Source organism: Oleiphilus sp. HI0125, from assembly GCF_001635355.1.
The window spans coordinates 1-20,917 of record NZ_LWGF01001066.1 but is presented as its reverse complement, the minus strand read 5'-3'; the positions used below and the strand labels follow the sequence as shown (position 1 = coordinate 20,917).

Genomic DNA, 20,917 nt, shown 5'->3' with positions numbered 1-20,917 from the left:
ATACTTAGCCTTGCGTGATATCAACATAGACCGTGATGCGTTGGCCTGGCTGAAGATATTTTTTTCCGCCAAGCTTGTTCCATTTTTTTAGCTCGTTGATCGAGACCTTGTATCTATTGGCTATGCGCCATAAAGAGTCACCGTTGCGTACGCGATAGCTGAGTTTTTTGAGCTTATCTCTCGGGGCATACGAGCTTGCTATCGAAGGCTGATAACGTGTTGAAGCAGGTTTTGCTGAGGCTTTTTGTGCAGCTGTATTCGACCAAATTAGCAGTGTTTTACCTGGTCGAAGAACATCTCCAGGTGCCATTGCATTCCATTTTGCTAGCTGGCGAACGCCTACTTTGTGCGCGCGAGCTATATCCCAGAAGGTATCTCCAGATTTCACCTTATAGAAAACCTTACTGGCTCCGTTCTTACCCCTGACTTTCGTCTGCGCGGAGCTGATACGGTTTTGCTCACTCATGTTGTAGAAATGCTTGTTCTTCGACGCCACGGGGATTAGTAAATTTTGGCCTTGGTAAATAGTATTGCCGGGAATATTGTTTACTTGTCGAATCAATGAAGGGGTCGTGTGGAATTTTTTAGCAATAGTACCCAGAGCGTCGCCACGTTTCACGACATAGCTATCCCAAGTTAAGCGCTGTTTTTTGGGGAGTTGCGATAGCTTCTCTTCGAATGATTTTGAAATACTGCTAGGCAGTAAAAGGCGGTGTGGGCCGGCAGGAGGTGTCGCCCACTGGTTTAATCCCGGATTGAGTTGATAGATTTCCTCTATATCAATTTCAGCTAATGAAGCCGCTTGAGCAAGGTCAATCTGCGAATCTAGTGCGATCACATTAAAGTATTTTTGATTCGCGATGGGTTTGAGCTCAAGTCCATACTTTGATGGATCGGCAACAATTTTAGCCATCGCGATTAGTTTAGGAACGTAAGCGCGCGTTTCTTTTGGTAGCTTTAATGACCAAAAGTCAATGGGCTTTCCCGCTTTTTTGTTTCGTTTGATTGATTTGCTAACACGCCCAGGTCCAGTGTTATAGGAAGCGAGTGCGTGCATCCAATTACCATCAAAACGTTTGTTGAGCCAACGCAAGTATTTAATAGCACCTTCTGTCGAAAGAATTACATCCCTGCGTCCGTCGTACCACCAATTTTGATGCATGCCATACATTTTCCCGGTGCCTGGGATAAATTGCCAAAGCCCAGACGCTCGCCCATGACTGTAGGCAAATGGGTTAAATGCGCTCTCTACAATAGGAAGTAAGGCTAATTCCAAAGGAAGGTTTTCTTCTTCTAATCGTTCAACGATGTAGTACATATAACGTGCAGATCGCGTAAACACGCGGTCCAAGTAAGCTGGGTGCTTCACATACCAATTTAACTGTGCACGTATGCGATGATTATCTTCGCTCAAATCAAATTCTAGGCCGTCTCGAATACGTTGTAGCAAATCAGTAGGTCTGCCGATCGCTTCGACCACTTCAACCGGCAATGGCTGATGTTCCGTCTCTACGAGCCAACCGTTCGGCGCGTGGGGGAACATCAAAGGTTTGAGAGCGACTTCATCTAAATAATCTTCGAACCAAGTGATATGAATAGTTTCTAGAGGAGGAACAAAAACTTGCTCGGTTTCATCAATAGTAGCGATCTCACTATCTTTATTGATATTGGCTTTAGACGCAGTATTCAGAGTACTACAGCCATTTAAAAAAATGAGAGCGACAAAAAGCAAACGGAACATGTGTGAACTAACTACCTTGGTTACATCAAGAAAAAAACTTAAGCGTTATCTTTTGCATGGCGTATTGCCGCGAAGCGATCTTCTGCTTCTGACAACGCTTTATAGTTGAGTGTTTGGAGATTATCGATGATCTCCGGATCAGATTCCCTTAAAAAAGGATTAATTTTTAATTCCTGGGACAACGTTGTCGGGATTGTTGACTCATTATTCTCACGTTTGAGGGTGCATTGATTGTGATAGTCCTGAAGATCTTTATTATTCGGCATAAGCGACAACGCGAAATCTAAATTAGATAGTGTGTACTCATGGGCGCAATAAATTTGCGTTTCGGCAGGAAGGTTTTGCAGCTTTCTAAGTGAGTCGTGCATTTGTTTGGCGGTGCCTTCGAATAAGCGGCCACAGCCAGCTGAAAACAAAGTGTCACCACAAAATAGATGCGTACTTTCTTCATTGGACAGAACGAACGCTATGTGATCAAGAGTATGGCCCGGAACGTCAATAACCGAGAAAGAGTTTCCGCCGGCAATTACCGAATCTCCTTCTCTGACTTGTTCCTTGATACCACCGAAGCGTGATTCTGTACTGCCTATAACGCGGAGATTTGGGAAGGTTGTCCCAAGCGTTTGTATTCCTCCTACATGGTCGGGGTGATGATGCGTTACAAGTGCGGCTTCAAGATCCAAATTATTATCTTCTAAAAATCTTAGTACTGGCGTTGCATCACCAGGATCAACAATAACAGCTGTTGAATCGTCATGGATACACCAAATGTAGTTATCTCGAAATGCCGAAATCGTTGAAATGGTACAATGAGCCATGTTAAACCGCCGTAGTTCTGTGATTACTTTAAGCTACGATAGTATACTGAGTTGTGCTGCAAGCAATACTTAAGCTTCATACATGAATTGAGGACGCGTTTTGACCATAGATGTTAGAACAGATGATGACGATTCTTTGAAAAAAATTGCCCATTATCAGTATGTTCAAAAACAATTAGAAGGCTGGTTCCAAACAAGCGCCGGACGTGAATTGCTGGCCGACCAGCGGCGTTGTATAAACGGCCTGATTGAAAGGAATGTTGGTGTTCATCAGGCTGAATTGTGTGTATCTCATCGCATACCTGTTGGAAATGCGAGCGGCTTAGGTCATCGGTTTTATGTCGTTCCGAACTATGAAGTAGAAATGCCTAACAACACCTTGGTTTGTCAGACAACAGACATCGCATTGCCGCATGACAGTGCTGACTTAGTGATTATGCATCACGCTTTGGATTTCAGTCCTTCTCCTCATCAAACTTTGCGCGAAACCTCTCGTATCTTAAAGTCCAACGGTACTTTGGTTTTAATTGGGTTCAATCCACTGAGTTTGTGGGGTTTGGCTAAATTAGCCAATAGATCTCGATCTGGCATCTGGATGAATCGCTTTTTATCAGGCAATAGAGTCGCTGATTGGTTAACGCTGTTGGACTTCAAAATTGAAAGTCATAAATATCACTTTTATGCCCCAACCATTAATCGCCCTGGTTTAGCTAAGCGCTTTGCTTGGATAGAGAGTGTCGTCAACGCCAAGGTGCCATTGGGCGCTTACTACGTTATTATGGCGCGCAAACAGCAGTTGGGTTTGATTAATACCTCTCGACGATGGGCGCGAAAGCCCAACGTCATCGGATTGCCCGTAGCGAATCGACAATCGAGAGATTCGGAAAAATAGTTTTTATTACCGCCTAGATCAATATTCATGAGTACAGAAATAGATATTTATACCGACGGTGCGTGCAAGGGTAACCCAGGCCCCGGAGGCTGGGGAGCTCTGCTTATAAGCGGTACACACAGAAAAGAATTGTTTGGTGGTGAGCTAGATACTACGAACAATAAAATGGAGTTAACTGGTGCCATTGAAGGGCTTCGTGCATTAAAAAGGCCTAGTAAAGTACGTCTTTTTACTGACTCTCAGTATGTAAAGAATGGTATTGAAACTTGGATTCACGGTTGGAAAAAGAACAATTGGAAGACCTCTGCTAAGAAAGCCGTAAAAAATGCTGATTTGTGGAAAGCGCTAGATGCGATGTGCCAAAGCCATGAAGTTGAGTGGCATTGGGTAAAAGGTCACAGCAATCATACCGAGAATGATATCGCAGACGCACTGGCGAACAAAGGTGTTGAGTACGCACTCAATAACAAAGGGTAGATGTAAGAATGAGACAGGTAGTTCTAGATACCGAAACCACGGGTATTGACCCAAAACAAGGTCATCGCATTATTGAAATCGGTTGCGTTGAGTTGATCGATCGTAAGCTGACTGGCAATCATTACCATGTTTACATTAACCCTGATCGCGTTGTCGAAGAAGAGGCGATTTCCGTTCACGGCATTACCAATGAGTTCTTAGAAGACAAATCTCGTTTTGCTCAGATAGCCGATGATTTTTTCGCATTCGTTGATGGTTCGGAACTTGTCATTCATAACGCAGCGTTCGACGTTGGCTTTATTAACCATGAATTCTCGTTGCTCAATCCTAAACGTCAAGTTATTGAAAGTAACTGTGGTGTTCTTGATACCTTGGCAATGGCGCGAGAAAAACATCCTGGCCAAAAGAACAATCTGGATGCTCTCTGTAAGCGTTATGGGATAGATAATGGACATCGTACACTTCACGGCGCGTTACTAGATGCCGAGATTCTTGCAGACGTATATCTATTACTGAGTGGCGGGCAATCTGCTTTTGAACTCGATGCAAATAGTGCATCTGGTGGACAGGTCGGAGACATTCGACGACTGGATCGTTCATCTGGTCAATCATTATTGGTATGTAGTGCTCAAAGTGATGAAATTGAAGCGCATAACCTATACATGGAAAAGCTACAAAAATCGTCCGGAAAAACTCTTTGGTAATAATGGCTTAGTTATTTTTATTAATTCCTTTTCTCCACAAGTCCTTGCTTGTTAAGCGCCGAAAATGATCTATAAATTAAAGGTATAGATTAAAAGTAGGTTCCGGCTTAGTGCCATACTAAGTTTACAAACACAAAGATTGGAGTGGTGTCATTATGTCGCATGAAATAAATAGCGCGACTTTAGACGTTGTACATAAGGAAGTAGAGAACACCTTACAAGCGGTAGAACAGAGTCTTTCTCGGTTTCTTGATGATAGGGATAGCGGTGAAGACCTTCAAAATTGCATCGATCAATTAAATCAGTTGCGCGGTATTTTTGTTGTTGTTGAGCTCCAAGGTGCCGAAACACTTGCTGCCGAAGCGGTCCAGCTAGCTACTGAAGTACCGGTTGGGGCTGCTGATGATAAAAACGAATTATTATCGAAGCTCAGTGATTCCGTGTTTGTGCTGAAACGTTACACAGAGTTCTTGCAAACTGAGAAAATTGATTTTCCAGAGTTACTCCTAGACACAATTAATCAATTAAGGTTGCAGCGAAAAAAATCTGTATTTTTAGAATCACATTTCCATGAGTTTGATTCAACTAAGCAGATTGATTTAGCTGCGGTAATCGCTTTAGATAAATTTTCCCCGCTCGGTGACTTTTCTCACCATGCTCATCGCTATCGTCACATGTTCCAGACTGGTTTGCTTTCGATCTTGCGTTCCAATGATACAACTGTAGCTCTCAAGCTTATTGATCGTTCTCTGGAGGGGGCTGCTCGTCTCAGCGTAGGTTATGCGATGGCGCCACTATATGCCTATGCGCGAGAACTCGTTTCTAGCCTCGAACATAATCAAACTGAATTTACGGATGAGCGTAAGCGGCTATTTATGCAGATTGAGAAGCTCTTTCGTTTGATGGTAAGTAATGGTGAAGATTCTCGAGATGAGTCGCCAGACCAAGAGCTGATGCGTGAAATTGCTTTTCTACATGCAGTGGTTGATCAAAATAATCTGTCTGCTAAACAAGTTCTTGATCAGATTGATCTTGCTGTACGTTATACAGAACAGGAGCGTGTAGATGCCAAATCGCGTTTGATGGGGCCGGGCTCTCAAGTTATAGATTCTTTATCTCAGGCTGTCAGTGAAGACTTAATGACAATTAAGGAAAAGCTCGATCTCTTTGAACGTGGATCTAGTATTGATGAAGAAGATATCAACTTGGTCTCTGAGGTCTTAACTCGCCTGTCGAGTGTTTTAATTGTTTTGAACCTGCCTAGACTTAGTGCTGACTGTACGGACAAAGCAGCCATTGTTCAGTCGTGGATAGGAGCAGAAGAGTCAATTGTTGAGAATGATCTGCTGTTAGTGGCAGACTCAATCATTGGCGTTGAAGCTGCTTTGGCAAAATATAAAGAGTCTGGAAGTGATATTGACCATGTTCTAGTTGAGAAGGATCCTGATAATCACTTCTTGAAAGAAGCCAATATGATGGTTGTTGAGGAGTCACAAAGCAGTTTGGTGTTGACGAAACGCTCTATTACAGCTTATGTCGAATCCGCTGGTGATAAGTTGCATTTAACAAATATCGGGCAGGCACTCGATTCAGCGCGTGGCGGAATGCTTTTACTCGGTAGAGCGCGCGTCGCGAGTGTGATTGCTGCTAGTGAAAAGTGCATTCAGCAAGAGTTATTAGATTCACAATCACTGCCTGATGAAAAGCTTTTGGAAACCTTGGCAGACGCTTTATCGTCTATCGAATACTACATTGACTCTCTAGGTAAAAGTAGCTCATCGAATGATGACCTGCTTAAACTGAGTGAAGATAGTCTTAAATCTATCGGGTACGACGTAGTCGCATGATGTGCGGCAATTGAGCAACAAAAAAGGCGACATGAAGTCGCCTTTTTTGTTGCACTAAACAGCGGAATTACATGCTGAATAGTTCGCCAAGCTTAGTAGCTAGCATCATGTCGCCTTCTGCACGAAGTTGACCAGCCATGAATGCTTGCATGCCGTCAGTTTCGCCACTTACGATACCGTTAAGTGTTTCAGTGCTCATGATCAAAGTTACTGAAGGATCTTCGTGATCGCCTTCTGCTAGTGCGCAAGTGCCATCAGCAATTGTAAGGTTGTAGTTAGCATCGTCTTCAATGTTGAATTGGAAAACTAAGTCCAAGCCAGCTGCTGCATCAGCGTTAAAGTTGTTTTTTAGCGTTTCAAAAGTTGAAGCTACAGACATGAGAATACCCTTCATTTTATCTGTTAATTATAAGCCAGAGAAATCTAGCTCACTAAATCTTATAGGTGCCTGATTATTAGATTTCAGGAAACGAGCACCCGTCAGTTTTCCAGTACAAACCGAAAAACGAGACAGCAGAGTAGGTTGTATGAACAATCATGTCAACACTTAGCAATCAAACGCTCGTTCGATTTAATTACAAGCACCCCAAACCTTGTAATAGTTGGCAAAAACCCTAATATCGATAGCACGAAATTTTAATGATAAAAGAGGTGGTAGTGGAATTCTTAAGCGAGTACGGAATCTTCTTGGCTAAAGCAATTACGGTCTTGGTAGTTTTGCTTGTTGTAATCATTGCAGTCGCAGCTGCTTCGTCGAAAGGAAAGAGCGATAAAAAGGCCGAACTAAGAGTAACTAAGCTGAATGATGAGCTGGCGGAAAATAAGGCTCTTCTGGAAGATGAGCTTCTATCGAAGGAAGTCTTAAAGCAACGTGAAAAGGATGAAAAGAAACTCGTTAAGGAAGAAAAGAAGTCGCGCAACAAGTCGCCTGAAAAGCCGAAACCTCGCGTCTTTGTACTAGATTTTGATGGCGACATTAAAGCCAGTGATGTCACAACTTTACGTGAGTCAATAACTACGCTTCTTCAAGTGGCAGATCCTCAGCTAGACGAAGTAGTTATTAAGTTAGAAAGCGGTGGCGGTATGGTTCATTCTTATGGTCTAGCTGCTGCTCAATTAGACCGTGTTAAAAAGGCTGGGCTTCGATTGACTGTTGCAGTCGATAAAGTTGCCGCTAGCGGTGGTTATATGATGGCCTGTGTCGCCGATAAGATTATCGCTTCTCCCTTTGCTATTGTCGGCTCGATTGGTGTCGTCGCGCAGCTACCGAACTTCCATAAGCTTCTTAAGAAGAATGATATTGATTATGAGATTTTGACGGCAGGTGAATACAAGCGAACGCTCACGATGTTTGGTGAAAATACAGACAAGGGTCGTGCTAAGTTCCAAGATGATTTGGAAGATACGCATGGTTTGTTCAAGAGTTATGTGAATGATCGTCGTCCACTAGTAGATATTGATGTTGTGGCGAATGGGGATATTTGGTTCGGCTCACAAGCGCTAGAAAATAAGTTGATCGATGAAGTAATGACATCGGACGAGTATGTTGTGCAGTGCTGTCAAAACGCAGATGTTTATAGTATTGCGTTTAAAGAGAAAAAGACCTTGGCGGACAAGCTCGGTTTTGCTGTGGCGAGCGGCGTCGAGCGCGCTTTTCTTAAGTTTGTGTCTGAACAAGAGAGTACTAAAGGTATGCGCGCATAACACGCGTAAGCATTTATATTAGAGCCTAATCATTCGATTGGGCTTCTACGTAAACCCACCTGCCATCTATGCGCGAGAAGTGACTGTTTTCTACAATTTTCTCGGCCTTTCCGTTTACTTTATAACGCGCTACAAAGTGAACCCAGCCCTCTTCATCATCTTTCTGTCCTAGGCGAGTTTCTTTGATCTTTAAACCGATCCAATTCGTTTTTTCAAGCTTTAAATCATTGGGGCAATGACTTGGGTGCCAGCTATGCACTAAGTAATCGAGGTCATTTTTTACAAACGCAGAGTAACGTGAACGCATAAGTTGTTCTGCTGTTTGTGCTTCTCGTCGGCCTGAATGTATCGCGCCACAACATTGCTCGTAGGAGCAACCGCTTCCGCATGGGCACGATAGATTAATTGATGTTGCCATTTGTCAGTCTCTCCGTAACTTATCGCTGACCGCAATCGGGCTAGGATAGCGAAAGATGACCATGTAGCTATTGATAATAAACGTCAAAATAGCGGTAGCCTGAATTAAGTGAGAAGCTTCGTTGCTAATGAGCTGCTGACTAAACGCCAAAAACGCAATCATCAGTGAGAACTCGCTTATCTGTCCAAGGCGCACACCAACTTCAGTAGCTCCCTCTTTTGGTTCTCCGGTTTTTTGAAGTAAGAAGCTGAAACACCAGGGTTTGAACGCAATCATCACAATGCCCAAGATAAGTGTTGGAATCCAGATACTTTCAAGGAGTGCGTGGTTGAAGTTTGCGCCAAGTGAGAAGAAGAAAAGTACTAAGAAAAAATCACGTAATGGTTTTAAGTTGACGGCTATGTATTGTGATATTGGACTGGTCGCGAGACTGATGCCGGCGATGAACGCGCCGATTTCGAGAGAAAGGCCAAGTTTTTCCGAAGCTTCTGCGACCCCTAAGCACCAACCAATCGATAGCAGGAACATGTACTCATGAAAACGATCGAATTTAGTGAATAGAGGAAGAATGATAAAGCGAACGATCAAGTAGCACGCTAGTGCAACGAAAGGCAGCATCAATAGTGTCGTACCTAGTTCTAGGATTTCAAAGTTGGCATCTTCACTAGATGTAAAACTTCCGATTAATAGCAGCACTAGAATTGCAATTAAGTCTTGAATAAGCAACAGAGCGACAACGAGCTCGCCAGTATGTCGGTGATGAAGAACTGTGGTAGGTAGTAATTTAATCCCTATGATGGTGCTTGAGAACACCATGCACGCACCGATGATGAGCGCTTCTAGTTGAGTGAAACCGAATTGGATTGAAACAATATATCCGAGCCCCGCGAATGCGACCGATGAAACAATTGCAACGAAACTTGCCTTGCCAAACATTGCGCCTAAGCTTTTAGGCTGCATGTCTAAGCCAAGTAAAAACAACAAAAAGATAATACCAATCTCGGCTATTTCGCTAAGCATTCGAGCGTCTGACACATAGTCCAAGCCGAATGGCCCAACGATTGCACCAATAATGATATAGGCGAGTATGAGTGGCTGTCGCGCATACAGAGCGAACGATGCAACGATAGCTGCGCCAGTAAAAATTAAGAAGAATGAATGAACTATCGACGTTTCAGGCATGAAGCATGCTGTCCTTGTGTTATGATTCTTGGCCCGTTTCTGTGATCTATTTTCGAGAAAGCCTTATGGCTTGTAAAGACTCTCGCTCGACTAAATGAGAATGACGATATATTGGTAGTGTTATGAAGGATTATGACAACGATACGAACGAGCTCTCTGCGTTGACCGATTCGCTTAAGAGCATAAGTAACTCAACTTGGTCGTTTCTCAAGCGTTCGGGAAGCATCGCCACGAGCAGTTTGGCTTTGCCTACCTTGTTTTCTCCGGTTTTAAAACTAGTTATATCAGATGAAGATGTAAGTCGTTCTCAGTTAGCTGAGACATTAGATGGTCTGTTTGATGGACTCTATGCACATCCAGTTTCCAATTACTCAAAGGATGTAACCGCATATCTTCGTAAAAGTAGTTTCATCCCAAATGAAGAAAGCACAGAGAGACTCATCAAATACTTGGTTTCGCAGTCTATCTCTCGCAGCCCTGTAGAGATTCCCGAAGTAGTTATAGAAGAGTTTTGGTTGTTCTTTCAAGAACTGATTGAGAGTCCAGAGCTGCAAGGGATTTTTGAGCTAAATCTAGAGATCACCCGCGCAATTATCCGCGTCTACGAGCCGCTTTTGGTAGAGGCGATCAATACCATCAAGCACTTGAGAAAAATCAATCGTGACGGTTTTAATGAAATTGTACGTAAGCTACAAGTATTGCGCGGCGATATTCAGATCTTAAAGCGTCAAATTCAAGCAATCCGTTACATAAAACCTTTCTTGGAAACCGACCCGAAAGACTTCCATGCCCAAGCGCAAATCGTTTCGAAGATGGTAAGTGAATTCGGTCCCTTGTTTATCAAAATGGCACAAGTTGCTGCGGCCAGTGCTGATTTTCTGCCCGAAGAAATTTCACGCGAACTTGCGGTGTTCCAGCAAGATGTTGAGCCGATGTCAGTCGAACAAGTGAGAAAAGTGTTTTTTGAAGATTTTGGTCAGCCGCCAGAGAGCATGTACTACGAATTTGATGCATCAAAGCCTCTAAAAAGTGGGTCAATTGGTTCCGTGTTTTTGGCCAAGAAAGCCGTTGAAAATACGAATTCAGAGGGAGAAACATCAACAGTACTGGTACCTATTGTCGTGAAAGTTGCGCGTCATAATCTTGAACGCGAATTTGCGATGGGTTCGTTGGCAATCGAATTAATGTTGATTAGTAGTCAGTATTGGGCTCCTCACTCAAAACTTAAGCCTTTTTTGAAATCAATGGCAGAACAAATTAAAGAGTTCACGCGTGGTTTTGAGCAAGAGTTAGATTTCTCTTTAGAAGCTGAAACACAAAGACGTTTTTACGAACGAGCACTTGGTTCTGATTATTGGTCGGTGCCAAAGGTCTATGGCGCGAGCGGACGCGTGATAGAAATGGAGTATGTGTCTGAGGTGAGTCCGATTTCTCAGGTCTTAGAATCATGGGGGCAATCGCATGAAGGAGATGTGTCGCAGTTCAGACGGCGCGTCGCACACAATTTTATTTATACCGTTGTAGAACAGTTTGCCTTATATCAAGAGATACATGGTGATCTACACCCTGGAAATGTGCTCGCAGATGAGCGTGCACATCTATATCTAATCGATTGGGGTAATAGTGTTCAAATGCGCGGAAAGTGGGGGTACGTTTATTCCTACTTAACGTCCGCTTTGTGTGGCGATGTTGATGCATTAACCGATACGCTGATCGCAATGAGTACTAATCCTGCAAAGCATGAATCTCAGCGTGCAGATATTCATAAAGCCTTGCTCGAAACGATGTCTAAGAAAGGCATACAGCCAATTGAGATTTGGAATGTTAGGCAGTTTATGCACGAAGGAGCTGATGGTTTGAATATGCGTGTTAGCGCAGCGCTGCAGCTCTTGTCTAATACGTATCAGTTAGGCATGACCATTCAGAGTGACTACTTGCATTTAACAAGATCAATTTCGGCTTTGGTAGCAAGTTACGCCAATCTCTATGCGCAAGAAAAGAAAGTAATGGTAGCCAAGGACTTGCTAACTGGTTTCGCAACTGTGCCACTCAAGTATGGAATATTAAATATCGTCGAAGATGTGTCTTCTTATGCATGGAATCGATTCAAAGAAATACCAGTTCGTATTCCTAAGGTTTCGATGGAATTAGTTCCGCTTAATTCAACTCCTACCGAATCTCAAGAAGCAGTGAGTGGTCCGAATGAAAGTGATCACTGAAAGCGCAGATTTTATTGCGCTTTCAAAAAATGCGAACGTATGTTTCCACACTGAGTTAGATGATAACGGCGAGACTCAAATTGGCTTTGTTGAATTAGTGCGATCTCACTTTAATAACGATCAACTTTACCCAGTCCATCGTTTAGATCGTGTTACAAGCGGCTTAATGTTGTTTGCTAAGGGGCCACAAGCAAATAGAGATATTTCTGTTTTGTTTCAGAACAAAACGATCAAGAAAGAATACCTCGCCCTAAGCCCAAAAAAACCAAAGAAAAAGCAAGGTCTCGTGTCAGGTGATATGACAAAGGCACGTGGCGGTGGCTATAAATTATTAAGGACCTTCGAAAACCCAGCAGTAACTAGATTTAAGGCGCATAAGCATCATGATAATTGGCTGTTTTACTTGTGGCCAGAGACTGGGAAAACGCACCAACTTCGAGTGATGTGTAAGTCGCTGGGCAGTCCAATACTTGGCGATAAGCGCTATGGTGGTGAAGACGCAGACCGTTGCTACTTACATTCCCGCTCACTAAGTTTCGAACTTCATGGTGTTAAGCACGAGATTATTGATGAGCCGGATTTCTTATAATCCGTTATCGTGCGTTCGCGCTACCTTCGCGACGCTTATCTGCTGCGCCTTTGAGCAAGTCTTTTGTAATTTGTACAGCGTGTAGACCCGAATTAAGATCTCTTTGATTTACTTTGTACCCCAAGTTTTCAAAGTCTGAAATGTCCTCATTCGACCAAGCACCTTTTTCAATATCCATGTCGCCATAGCGGTTGCTGATATGAGGTGCGTTGATCGCTTCGATTAAAGGCTGTTCCCACGCCAAGTGCCGGACAAGTGAGTTTGCTACGTAGTTTATGATTCTTGATCCACCTGGAGAGCCGATGGCTAGAACTGGTGTATCACCTTTGAATACGATAGTTGGTGCCATCGATGAACGCGGTCTCTTACCAGCTTCTACGCGATTGGCGATGAGGCCTTTATCGTTCTCAAATTTGAATGAAAAGTCGGTTAGTTCGTTATTTAAAAGAAATCCTTTGACCATCACTCGAGAGCCAAAAGCATTTTCAATGGTGCTTGTGCTGCTTATGATGTTGCCTGACTTGTCGACCACCACGAAATGCGTGGTAGATGGTTGATCTACATTTATTCCCGTACTTAGCGCGATCTTGTCACTGAAAGGAGAGCCTGCTGTGAGCGTTGGACTTTTCTTCGATGTATTGACCTGTGACGCTCGTTCCGAAATATATTCTTCATTTAATAATGAGTTGGGTACATCGAAGTAAGCTGGGTCTGCGATGTACAAAGCGCGATCGGCGAATGCTAGACGCGTTGACTCTGCGATGACATGCCATGCTTGAGGCGACTCTGGCGGGTAATCGATTAAACCAGCGGCTTCGCTTGTCATTAGAATCTGGCCCACTGTGATCGCACCGCTGCTAGGTGCTCCCATGCCGCAAATACGATGTTCTATAAATGTGTGACAAACAGGTACACGTTCAATGACTTTGTATTGTTTAAAATCTTCGATACTAAGTAAGCCTGGGTTATTCGCGCTTTGAACCGCGTTAACGATGTCGACTGCGAAGTCTTTATGATAGAAATACTCTCCGCCGCGTTGTGCGAGTGTGGTTAGCGTCTCTGCGTACTCAGGGTTTACTAATTTGGTTCCTGCTGAAAGCGGCTCTCCTTCGGGTAAAAAATAAGCCGCTGTGCTTGGATGAATTGATAAGCGATCTTGGTCTCGCTGCACCGACTGCGCCATTCTGTTGCTGACGATAAAACCTTCCTTTGCGATACTAATTGCAGGCTCTAAGAGTCTAGCCCACGGTAGGCTTCCATCTTTTTGATGCATGTGCCATAGCGTTGCAACTGTTCCGGGAGTGCCAACAGATCTGCCTCCCACAACTGCATCGAAAAAATCCATTTGGGTTTGATCTTTATTGAGGAATAAATCTTTTTCTGCGTCTAACGGTGCGGTTTCACGTCCGTCATAAGCAACCAAGGTTTGATTGTCTGACTTATAGAAAAGCGTAAAAACTCCGCCGCCTAACCCTGAAGATTGCGGCTCAACCAAGCCTAAAACAGCTTGTATTGTAACCATCGCATCAATGGCATTTCCACCTTGATTTAGTATCTCCGCGCCCGCTTGAGAAGCTAGCGGATGAGCCGTGACCATCATCTGAGTATCGTTCTGTGCAACCTTTTGCAAATAACTGTATGGGTTGTTTGATTGCGATAAATCAGTGCTCGATTCGGGTTCCACAAACTCACTTTGCTGTGCCGCATGGACAAAACTAGCTGTTAGGCTGATAAGTAGTAACAAGGTTGCTTTCATATGATGCCTATCACTCTTGGAGTTCAGGAATATCTTTAAACAAATCTAGGGCTGCCGGATTTGCGATTGCTTCATTGTTTTTAACTTCTCCACCATGTACGACTGAACGCACGGCAAGTTCAACAATTTTGCCACTGCGTGTACGGGGAATATCACTGACTGCAATGATTTTTGATGGTACGTGTCTCGGTGAGGTATTGTTACGTATCTGTTGCTTAATTCGAAGACTGAGATCTTCGCTAAATCGTACTTCGGGCATGAGGACTACGAACAAGATAATGCGTTCGTCTCCGTCCCATTTTTGCCCGATAGCAAGTGATTCAAATACTTCATCAATTTGTTCGACTTGGCGATATATCTCTGCTGTCCCAATTCTTACGCCGTTTGGGTTTAGAACGGCATCTGAGCGGCCGTGAATCATTATCCCTTTTTGCACCGAGCCATCAGACAACACATGTAAGGATTGTTCACCAAAATCCCCGTGCGCCCATGTGTTTTCGAAGCTGTCGAAATAGGCGCGTTTGTAGCGTTGACCTGATTCGTCTGCCCAAAAATAAATAGGCATGGATGGAAAGCTTGTGCGACAAATTAATTCACCTTTGCCTGACTCAAGTTCTACACCTGATTCGTCAACAAACGCGATATCCATTCCAAGTCCAGGAGCTTGTAGTTCTCCTCGATAGACTGGAAGCGTTGGAACACCGAGAGCGAAGCAAGAAACGATATCTGTACCACCAGATATGCTTGATACACGTGCATGAGGAGCAACATGCGCATACAGGTAATCAAAGCTCTCTGGGACCAAAGGCGAGCCGGTCGATAGTATGGCCTTTAGGCTTGTAAACGGGTGATCTTTGTTTGGTTTTAGGCCAAATTTTTCAGCCGCAGCAAAGTATTTTGCGCTTGCTCCGAATACTTCGATGTCTTCTGCTTTTGCCAGCGAAAACAAGCTGTCTTTTTCAGGGTGAAAAGGCGACCCATCATAGACCACTAAACTTGCTCCTAGGGCCAAACCGCTGATGTACCAATTCCACATCATCCAGCCGCAGGTAGTGAAATAAAATAGTTTTGTCCCTTCAACAACGTCACTGTGTAAGGAAAGCTCCTTGATGTGTTGAAGTAAGGTTCCGCCCACTCCATGAACAATGCATTTAGGCTTTCCAGTTGTGCCTGATGAATAAAGGATATAAAGCGGGTCGTTAAAATCGACTTCTTCAAAATGAAGTTCGATCTTGTCGTTACTCTTAATCGCATTAATCCAATCTAAGTGCTTAGCAGTAGTGAGTGTCAGGATATGGGATGTGTCGCGATCAATAGGGTTAAAACTAATGACTGCTTGAAGTGAGGGTAGGCTGTCAACGACAGTACTAATCTTGTCGGCAAGAGAAAGTACTTTTCCAGCATATATATACCCAGTGCATGTAATCAACAGTTTGGGTTCAATCTGACTAAAGCGGTCTAGTATTCCGCTTTCACCGAAATCAGGCGAGCAGGATGACCAAACTGCGCCTAGAGAGGCACATGCTAGCATCCCAATAATTGCGTGCTCACTATTGGTTGTAATCGCAGCAATGCGATCACCTTTCTGTATGCCATTGTCTTTGAATGTGGAGGCGAGGGCAGCAACTGCATCTTGAAGTTCTTTGTATGTATAAGAGCATTGTTTACCAAGCTCATTAAAGACTGTTATTGCTGTAAGGAGAGGGCTCGTTTTGGCATAACGCAGCATATTTTCAGCGAAATTAAGCCTAGCTTGGGGGAACCACCTTGCGCCGGGCATCTGCGTGATCTCGCTTACAATCTGAGCGCTACGACTCCCTATTACATCGTAGTATTCCCAAATAGCTGACCAGAACAAGTCTGGATGAGCGATCGACCAATTATAAATCGCTTCGTAGTTATCAAGATAAATCCCGTGTTGCGCGCCGAGCCATGTGCCAAATTTGGTAATGTTAGCCTGATCAATTTGATCCTGTGTCGGGGCCCATAAAGGCGCATGTGACATGTGAAATCCTTGTTTTTGTTATCTGATGGAATAGGGCCTTAACAACTTTTGAATAGCGCTTTTCCAACACTAGATTGATTCTCGCGACCGAGAACGTCTGATATTTTGTTACCGGCACTCGCTAATTTCTCTAAATTAATACCAGTTTCAAACCCGCCGCTGTGAAGAAGGTACACCAAATCTTCTGTCGCTAAATTGCCTGTTGCACCCTTAGCATAAGGGCAGCCGCCTAGACCCGCAACAGAAGCATCAAAGCAACGTATTCCAGCCTCTAGTCCAGCATAAACGCTAGCTAGGGCTTGACCATATGTATCGTGAAGGTGGAGGGCCAATTTGCTTGTATCAAATTCAGAAGACATCAATGAGAGCAGTTGTTTGGTGTCATAAGCCGTACCAACCCCGATGGTGTCACCGAGTGATACCTCATAACACCCTAAATCAAATAGCTTATGCGTCGTTTCAATTACCGTACGAGGGTCTACTTTACCGTCATACGGACAAGCAAAGATACAGCTCACGTAGCCTCTTATAGGAACGCCATCTGAATTGGCCTGCTTAGCGAGCTCTTCAAATCTTTGGATACTTTCATCGATAGAGCAATTGATATTGCGCTGACTGAAGGCTTCCGAAGCAGCTGCGAAAACAGCAACCTCTTCCGCGCCACAGATTTTAGCTGCTTCGTAACCACGAAGATTTGGCGTAAGTGCGGCGTAGCGTGTGTTGGCGTTGCGATCAATCATTTCAAACAATGCGTCGCTATTCGCCATTTGTGGCACCCATTTTGGCGAAACAAAGCTCCCAGCTTCGATATAACTGACACCAGCTGCGGAAAGCTCATTTACAAGTGAAACTTTAGCCTGAAGTGGGACAATTGCTTTTTCATTTTGAAGCCCGTCTCTAGGCCCAACTTCTACGACGCGTACAAAATCACTCATACCTTACTCTCCAAAATCCTTATCAACCCAGCTCGGAGCGCGTTTTTCGAAGAATGCACTTAAGCCTTCTTGTCCTTCTTCCGATACACGCAGTGAGGCAATGATTTCTGCTGTCGCATGCTGTTTATCTTGGTTTAAGTCTGATTCGGAAACTTGCCTTATTAATTTCTTAGTTGCGATGCTTGCCTTAGGGCCGTTGCTGATAATCTGTCGGAGCACCTTGTCGACCGCGTCATCAAGTTGACCTTGCTTTACGACTTCATGCACCAAGCCCCATTTTTCAGCTTGCTGAGCATCAAATAACTCGGCGGTAAGAAATAGGCGACGGCATCGTCTTGCTCCCATCGCTTTGAGGACATACGGGCTAATTGTTGCAGGGCTTAAACCTAGTTTTACTTCGCTCAAGCAAAACTTAGCATTATCAGACGCGATGGCAATGTCACAGCAACTAATCAGGCCAAGAGCACCACCGAACGCGGCGCCTTGAATTTTAACGATGGTTGGGACGGACAAGGTGTTAAGCGTGTCCATCACCAATGCGAGTTGCTTGGCGTCTTCAAGATTCTGCTGGTAATCCAGTGAGGCCATGCGTTTCATCCATGACAGGTCAGCGCCAGCACTAAAGCTCTTTCCTGTTGCACTCAGGCAGAGTACTCGCACAGAAGGGTTTTGCTCAACTTCGGCAAGCTTAGCAAGTAAAGAAGCAATTGTTTCATCGCCAAAAGCATTATGCTTATCCGGACGATTAAGTACGAGACGCGCCGTATGGTTCTCTATTTTCAAGATTACAGATTGCTCTGACATTGTAGTACTCTAATGCTCGTAAAAACTTACATTCGGAAGACGCCAAATTGCGTGTCTTGAATGTCGTTATTCATGCTTGCCGATATTGCCATGGCAAGGACCTCACGCGTTTGCGCGGGTTCAATAATGCCATCATCCCATAACCTAGCTGTTGCGTAATAGGGGTGAGATTGCCTTTCAAATTGATCAATAATAGGTTGTTTCAGTTTCGCCTCATCATTGTCAGACCAAGGTTCTCCGCGCTTTGCCATGCTATCGCGCTTTACTTGAGCAAGCACGCCTGCTGCTTGTTCGCCGCCCATCACTGAAATGCGCGCGTTAGGCCACATCCACAAAAACCGAGGGTGATAGGCTCGACCGCACATTCCATAATTACCAGCGCCAAAACTGCCGCCAATAATGACTGTAAACTTAGGGACTTTCGCGCAGGCGACGGCCATCACCATCTTTGCGCCATGCTTGGCAATGCCGCCTTCTTCAAACGACTTGCCGACCATGAATCCGGTGATATTTTGCAGAAACACCAAAGGAATTTTTCGTTGCGAGCAAAGCTCAATAAAGTGAGCGCCTTTTTGCGCAGACTCAGAAAACAGAATGCCATTATTTGCGACGATTCCAACCGGAAAACCGTCAATATGCGCGAATCCGCATACGAGCGTGTCGCCAAAATACTGCTTAAATTCTTGGAAGTTTGAGTTGTCGACAATTCGTGCAATGACTTCACGCACGTCATAAGGGGTTTTCAAGTCGCTCGGTACAGTGCCATTCAGTTCACTAGAGCCATAGATAGGTTTAGCGGGTGTCTTACGTTCAATGGGATTCGCTTTTTTCCAATTCAGGTGTGCAACGCAATCTCTAGCAATCTGCAGAGCATGTTCTTCGCTATCAGCGTAATGATCCGCAACACCGCTAACTTTGCAGTGAACATCTGCACCACCCAAGGATTCGGCACTTACTTCTTCCCCTGTAGCAGCTTTCACTAAAGGAGGGCCGGCCAGAAATATTGTACTGTGCTCACGAACCATAATGCTTTCATCAGCCATAGCGGGAACGTACGCGCCACCAGCTGTGCACAAGCCGAGTACGACAGCTATTTGAGGAATGCCTTTGGCTGACATATTGGCTTGGCGATAAAAAATATTGCCAAAATCGTCCTCATCAGGAAACACTTCGTCCTGGTTCGGTAGATTTGCTCCACCTGAATCAACCAGGTATACGCATGGCAGTCGATTCTCTTCCGCAATGGTAAGTGCGCGAAGGTGCTTTTTAACTGATAGAGGGTAATATGTTCCTCCCTTGATGGTCGAGTCGTTTACCACGACCATACATTCGGTGTCATTGATGATGCCGATACCACAGATAGCGCCAGCAGCAGGGATATCTTCGTCGTAAACTTCATGCGCAGCTAAAGCGCTCAACTCTAAAAACGGTGTACCTGGATCGAGTAGGTGAGCGAGTCGCTCGCGAGGCAGCAATTTACCCTTAGCCCGATGACGCTCTGCGATATTGTGCGGGGTTGATGCGTTAGCAGACAGTTTTTCACGTAGGTCGTCGACTAAGGCATCCATTGTGTCGCGTCGCGAATTAAACTCCGCACTGCCTACGGTCACTTTTGATTGAATGACTGGCATAGCTTGCTCCGTTTAGCGCGTTTCGTTGAACAGTTCACGACCAATTAACATCCGGCGCACTTCTGATGTGCCAGCACCGATCTCGTAAAGTTTCGCGTCACGCAACAAACGCCCGGTGTCGTATTCGTTGATGTAGCCGTTGCCGCCTAATATCTGGATGGCATCTAAGGCCATTTTTGTTGCAGCTTCGGCGCAATAAAGAATAACGCCAGCGGCATCTTTTCTTGTTGTTTCCCCTCGATCAGCTGCTTGAGCGACGGTATATAAGTAAGCTCGTGACGCGTTGAGAGATGTGTACATGTCGGCGACTTTGCCTTGGATCAATTGAAACTCACCAATCGATTGACCAAATTGCTTACGCTCGTGGATGTACGGCACAACGTTGTCCATGCAGGCTTGCATGATGCCGGTTGGCCCGCCACTAAGAACAATTCGTTCGTAATCTAGCCCGCTCATAAGGACTTTTACACCTTTGTTTTCACCTCCTAATACGTTCTCGACGGGCACTTCAACGTTCTCAAATACCAACTCACAAGTGTTCGAACCGCGCATTCCAAGCTTGTCGAGCTTTGGTGAACGAGAGAAACCCTTCCAATCTCTCTCAACAATGAACGCTGTGATGCCATGAGCATTTAATTGAGGGTCGGTTTTGGCGTAGATGACGTAGGTGTTCGCATCTGGCCCGTTCGTAATCCACATTTTGCTACCGTTAAGGACGTAGTGGTCGCCCTTATATTCAGCGCGCAGCTTCATGCTAACGACATCGCTTCCCGCGTTCGGTTCGCTCATTGCTAAAGCGCCGATATGCTCTCCTGAACAGAGCTTGGGTAGATATTTGCGGCGTTGCTCGTCATTACCGTTTCGGTGTATTTGGTTAATGCATAAATTCGAGTGGGCACCGTAACTCAGGCCGATAGAGGCGCTACCACGGCTGATCTCTTCCATTGCAACAACGTGCGCCATGTAACCCAGACCGCTGCCACCAAATTCCTCTGGTATGGTCATTCCTAATAAACCAAGTTCACCAAACTTGGGCCACATTTCGTTTGGAAATTCGTTTTCTGAATCAACAAGGCTGGCGATAGGGCTGATTTTATCGCGAGTAAACGCCGCAACTTGGTCGCGTAGCATGTCGCAGGTTTCGCCAAGGTTGAAATTAAGTTGTTGCATTGATGCAATGCCCATGAGTGACTCC

Annotated in this window: 18 protein-coding genes; 7 read left to right on the top strand and 11 right to left on the bottom strand. The window is 44.6% G+C overall.

The window, feature by feature from the left end:
• Positions 1–4: 4 nt before the first annotated feature.
• On the bottom strand, positions 5–1,741 hold the full coding sequence (locus A3762_RS18285) for a LysM peptidoglycan-binding domain-containing protein (protein WP_068757017.1): 1,737 nt from the start codon (positions 1,739–1,741) through the stop codon (positions 5–7).
• Between the two features lie 38 nt (positions 1,742–1,779).
• Positions 1,780–2,559, bottom strand: coding sequence for a hydroxyacylglutathione hydrolase (gene gloB / locus A3762_RS18280; RefSeq protein WP_068757015.1), 780 nt, complete (start codon positions 2,557–2,559; stop codon positions 1,780–1,782).
• A gap of 100 nt (positions 2,560–2,659) precedes the next feature.
• On the opposite strand from gloB, the gene A3762_RS18275 reads away from it, so the two are divergent.
• The 4 genes from A3762_RS18275 (at position 2,660) to A3762_RS18260 (ending at position 6,479) form a co-directional block, all read left to right on the top strand.
• Entirely contained in the window at positions 2,660–3,451 is a 792-nt protein-coding gene (locus A3762_RS18275) for a class I SAM-dependent methyltransferase (RefSeq protein ID WP_082869227.1), read from the top strand.
• A 27-nt stretch (positions 3,452–3,478) separates the two neighbouring features.
• A complete protein-coding gene (gene rnhA / locus A3762_RS18270) occupies positions 3,479–3,928 on the top strand; it encodes a ribonuclease HI (RefSeq protein ID WP_068479624.1) in 450 nt (149 codons plus the stop codon).
• Positions 3,929–3,936: 8 nt separating this feature from the next.
• The gene (dnaQ, locus tag A3762_RS18265) at positions 3,937–4,632 is read left to right on the top strand and encodes a DNA polymerase III subunit epsilon (RefSeq protein WP_068757013.1); all 696 of its coding nucleotides are present in this window, start codon (positions 3,937–3,939) and stop codon (positions 4,630–4,632) included.
• Positions 4,633–4,787: 155 nt separating this feature from the next.
• Positions 4,788–6,479 (top strand): hypothetical protein, encoded by a 1,692-nt coding sequence (locus A3762_RS18260; protein WP_068757012.1) that lies wholly within the window; start codon positions 4,788–4,790, stop codon positions 6,477–6,479.
• A gap of 67 nt (positions 6,480–6,546) precedes the next feature.
• On the opposite strand, the gene A3762_RS18255 is transcribed toward A3762_RS18260, so the two are convergent.
• Positions 6,547–6,858 (bottom strand): SCP2 sterol-binding domain-containing protein, encoded by a 312-nt coding sequence (locus A3762_RS18255; RefSeq protein WP_068479737.1) that lies wholly within the window; start codon positions 6,856–6,858, stop codon positions 6,547–6,549.
• A gap of 278 nt (positions 6,859–7,136) precedes the next feature.
• Between A3762_RS18255 and sohB the strand changes: the two genes are divergently transcribed.
• Positions 7,137–8,183, top strand: coding sequence for a protease SohB (sohB, locus tag A3762_RS18250; RefSeq protein ID WP_068757029.1), 1,047 nt, complete (start codon positions 7,137–7,139; stop codon positions 8,181–8,183).
• A 25-nt stretch (positions 8,184–8,208) separates the two neighbouring features.
• Here sohB and A3762_RS18245 read toward each other — a convergent pair whose 3' ends face one another.
• Both A3762_RS18245 and A3762_RS18240 read right to left on the bottom strand, forming a co-directional pair.
• On the bottom strand, positions 8,209–8,601 hold the full coding sequence (locus A3762_RS18245) for a YchJ family protein (RefSeq protein WP_068757009.1): 393 nt from the start codon (positions 8,599–8,601) through the stop codon (positions 8,209–8,211).
• Positions 8,602–8,604: 3 nt separating this feature from the next.
• Positions 8,605–9,783 carry a cation:proton antiporter gene (locus A3762_RS18240; protein ID WP_068757007.1) on the bottom strand — a complete coding sequence of 393 codons (1,179 nt, stop codon included), beginning with the start codon at positions 9,781–9,783 and terminating at the stop codon, positions 8,605–8,607.
• A 122-nt stretch (positions 9,784–9,905) separates the two neighbouring features.
• Between A3762_RS18240 and A3762_RS18235 the strand changes: the two genes are divergently transcribed.
• Together A3762_RS18235 and A3762_RS18230 are read left to right on the top strand one after the other, a co-directional pair.
• The gene (locus A3762_RS18235; RefSeq protein WP_068757005.1) at positions 9,906–12,002 is read left to right on the top strand and encodes an AarF/UbiB family protein; all 2,097 of its coding nucleotides are present in this window, start codon (positions 9,906–9,908) and stop codon (positions 12,000–12,002) included.
• Positions 11,986–12,591, top strand: a complete 606-nt coding sequence (locus tag A3762_RS18230; protein ID WP_068757003.1) for a pseudouridine synthase — start codon at positions 11,986–11,988, stop codon at positions 12,589–12,591. The genes A3762_RS18235 and A3762_RS18230 overlap by 17 nt, the downstream gene beginning before the upstream one ends.
• A 4-nt stretch (positions 12,592–12,595) precedes the next feature.
• Here the strand turns inward: A3762_RS18230 and ggt are convergent, their stop codons facing one another.
• Genes ggt through A3762_RS18200 form a run of 6 tightly spaced genes read right to left on the bottom strand, consistent with a single transcriptional unit; the run spans position 12,596 to position 20,907 of the window.
• Positions 12,596–14,347, bottom strand: coding sequence for a gamma-glutamyltransferase (gene ggt / locus A3762_RS18225; protein ID WP_068757001.1), 1,752 nt, complete (start codon positions 14,345–14,347; stop codon positions 12,596–12,598).
• A gap of 10 nt (positions 14,348–14,357) precedes the next feature.
• Positions 14,358–16,352, bottom strand: a complete 1,995-nt coding sequence (locus A3762_RS18220) for an acetoacetate--CoA ligase (protein ID WP_068756999.1) — start codon at positions 16,350–16,352, stop codon at positions 14,358–14,360.
• 38 nt (positions 16,353–16,390) lie between these two features.
• Entirely contained in the window at positions 16,391–17,287 is an 897-nt protein-coding gene (locus tag A3762_RS18215) for a hydroxymethylglutaryl-CoA lyase (RefSeq protein ID WP_068756998.1), read from the bottom strand.
• Positions 17,288–17,290: 3 nt separating this feature from the next.
• The gene (locus A3762_RS18210) at positions 17,291–18,091 is read right to left on the bottom strand and encodes an enoyl-CoA hydratase-related protein (RefSeq protein ID WP_068756995.1); all 801 of its coding nucleotides are present in this window, start codon (positions 18,089–18,091) and stop codon (positions 17,291–17,293) included.
• Between the two features lie 26 nt (positions 18,092–18,117).
• Complete coding sequence (locus A3762_RS18205; RefSeq protein ID WP_068756993.1) at positions 18,118–19,722, bottom strand: carboxyl transferase domain-containing protein; 1,605 nt, start codon at positions 19,720–19,722, stop codon at positions 18,118–18,120.
• Between the two features lie 12 nt (positions 19,723–19,734).
• Positions 19,735–20,907 (bottom strand): isovaleryl-CoA dehydrogenase, encoded by a 1,173-nt coding sequence (locus A3762_RS18200; protein WP_369819815.1) that lies wholly within the window; start codon positions 20,905–20,907, stop codon positions 19,735–19,737.
• Between the last annotated feature and the right edge of the window lie 10 nt (positions 20,908–20,917).

Excerpts from the sequence above, each read along its gene's own strand:
- A3762_RS18285 (WP_068757017.1), bottom strand. The coding sequence starts at position 1,741 with ATGTTCCGTTTGCTTTTTGTCGCTCTCATTTTTTTAAATGGCTGTAGT.
- gloB (WP_068757015.1), bottom strand. The coding sequence starts at position 2,559 with ATGGCTCATTGTACCATTTCAACGATTTCGGCATTTCGAGATAACTAC.
- rnhA (WP_068479624.1), top strand. The coding sequence starts at position 3,479 with ATGAGTACAGAAATAGATATTTATACCGACGGTGCGTGCAAGGGTAAC.
- dnaQ (WP_068757013.1), top strand. The coding sequence starts at position 3,937 with ATGAGACAGGTAGTTCTAGATACCGAAACCACGGGTATTGACCCAAAA.
- A3762_RS18260 (WP_068757012.1), top strand. The coding sequence starts at position 4,788 with ATGTCGCATGAAATAAATAGCGCGACTTTAGACGTTGTACATAAGGAA.
- A3762_RS18255 (WP_068479737.1), bottom strand. The coding sequence starts at position 6,858 with ATGTCTGTAGCTTCAACTTTTGAAACGCTAAAAAACAACTTTAACGCT.
- A3762_RS18245 (WP_068757009.1), bottom strand. The coding sequence starts at position 8,601 with ATGGCAACATCAATTAATCTATCGTGCCCATGCGGAAGCGGTTGCTCC.
- A3762_RS18240 (WP_068757007.1), bottom strand. The coding sequence starts at position 9,783 with ATGCCTGAAACGTCGATAGTTCATTCATTCTTCTTAATTTTTACTGGC.
- A3762_RS18235 (WP_068757005.1), top strand. The coding sequence starts at position 9,906 with ATGAAGGATTATGACAACGATACGAACGAGCTCTCTGCGTTGACCGAT.
- A3762_RS18230 (WP_068757003.1), top strand. The coding sequence starts at position 11,986 with ATGAAAGTGATCACTGAAAGCGCAGATTTTATTGCGCTTTCAAAAAAT.
- ggt (WP_068757001.1), bottom strand. The coding sequence starts at position 14,347 with ATGAAAGCAACCTTGTTACTACTTATCAGCCTAACAGCTAGTTTTGTC.
- A3762_RS18220 (WP_068756999.1), bottom strand. The coding sequence starts at position 16,352 with ATGTCACATGCGCCTTTATGGGCCCCGACACAGGATCAAATTGATCAG.
- A3762_RS18215 (WP_068756998.1), bottom strand. The coding sequence starts at position 17,287 with ATGAGTGATTTTGTACGCGTCGTAGAAGTTGGGCCTAGAGACGGGCTT.
- A3762_RS18210 (WP_068756995.1), bottom strand. The coding sequence starts at position 18,091 with ATGTCAGAGCAATCTGTAATCTTGAAAATAGAGAACCATACGGCGCGT.
- A3762_RS18205 (WP_068756993.1), bottom strand. The coding sequence starts at position 19,722 with ATGCCAGTCATTCAATCAAAAGTGACCGTAGGCAGTGCGGAGTTTAAT.
- A3762_RS18200 (WP_369819815.1), bottom strand. The coding sequence starts at position 20,907 with ATGGGCATTGCATCAATGCAACAACTTAATTTCAACCTTGGCGAAACC.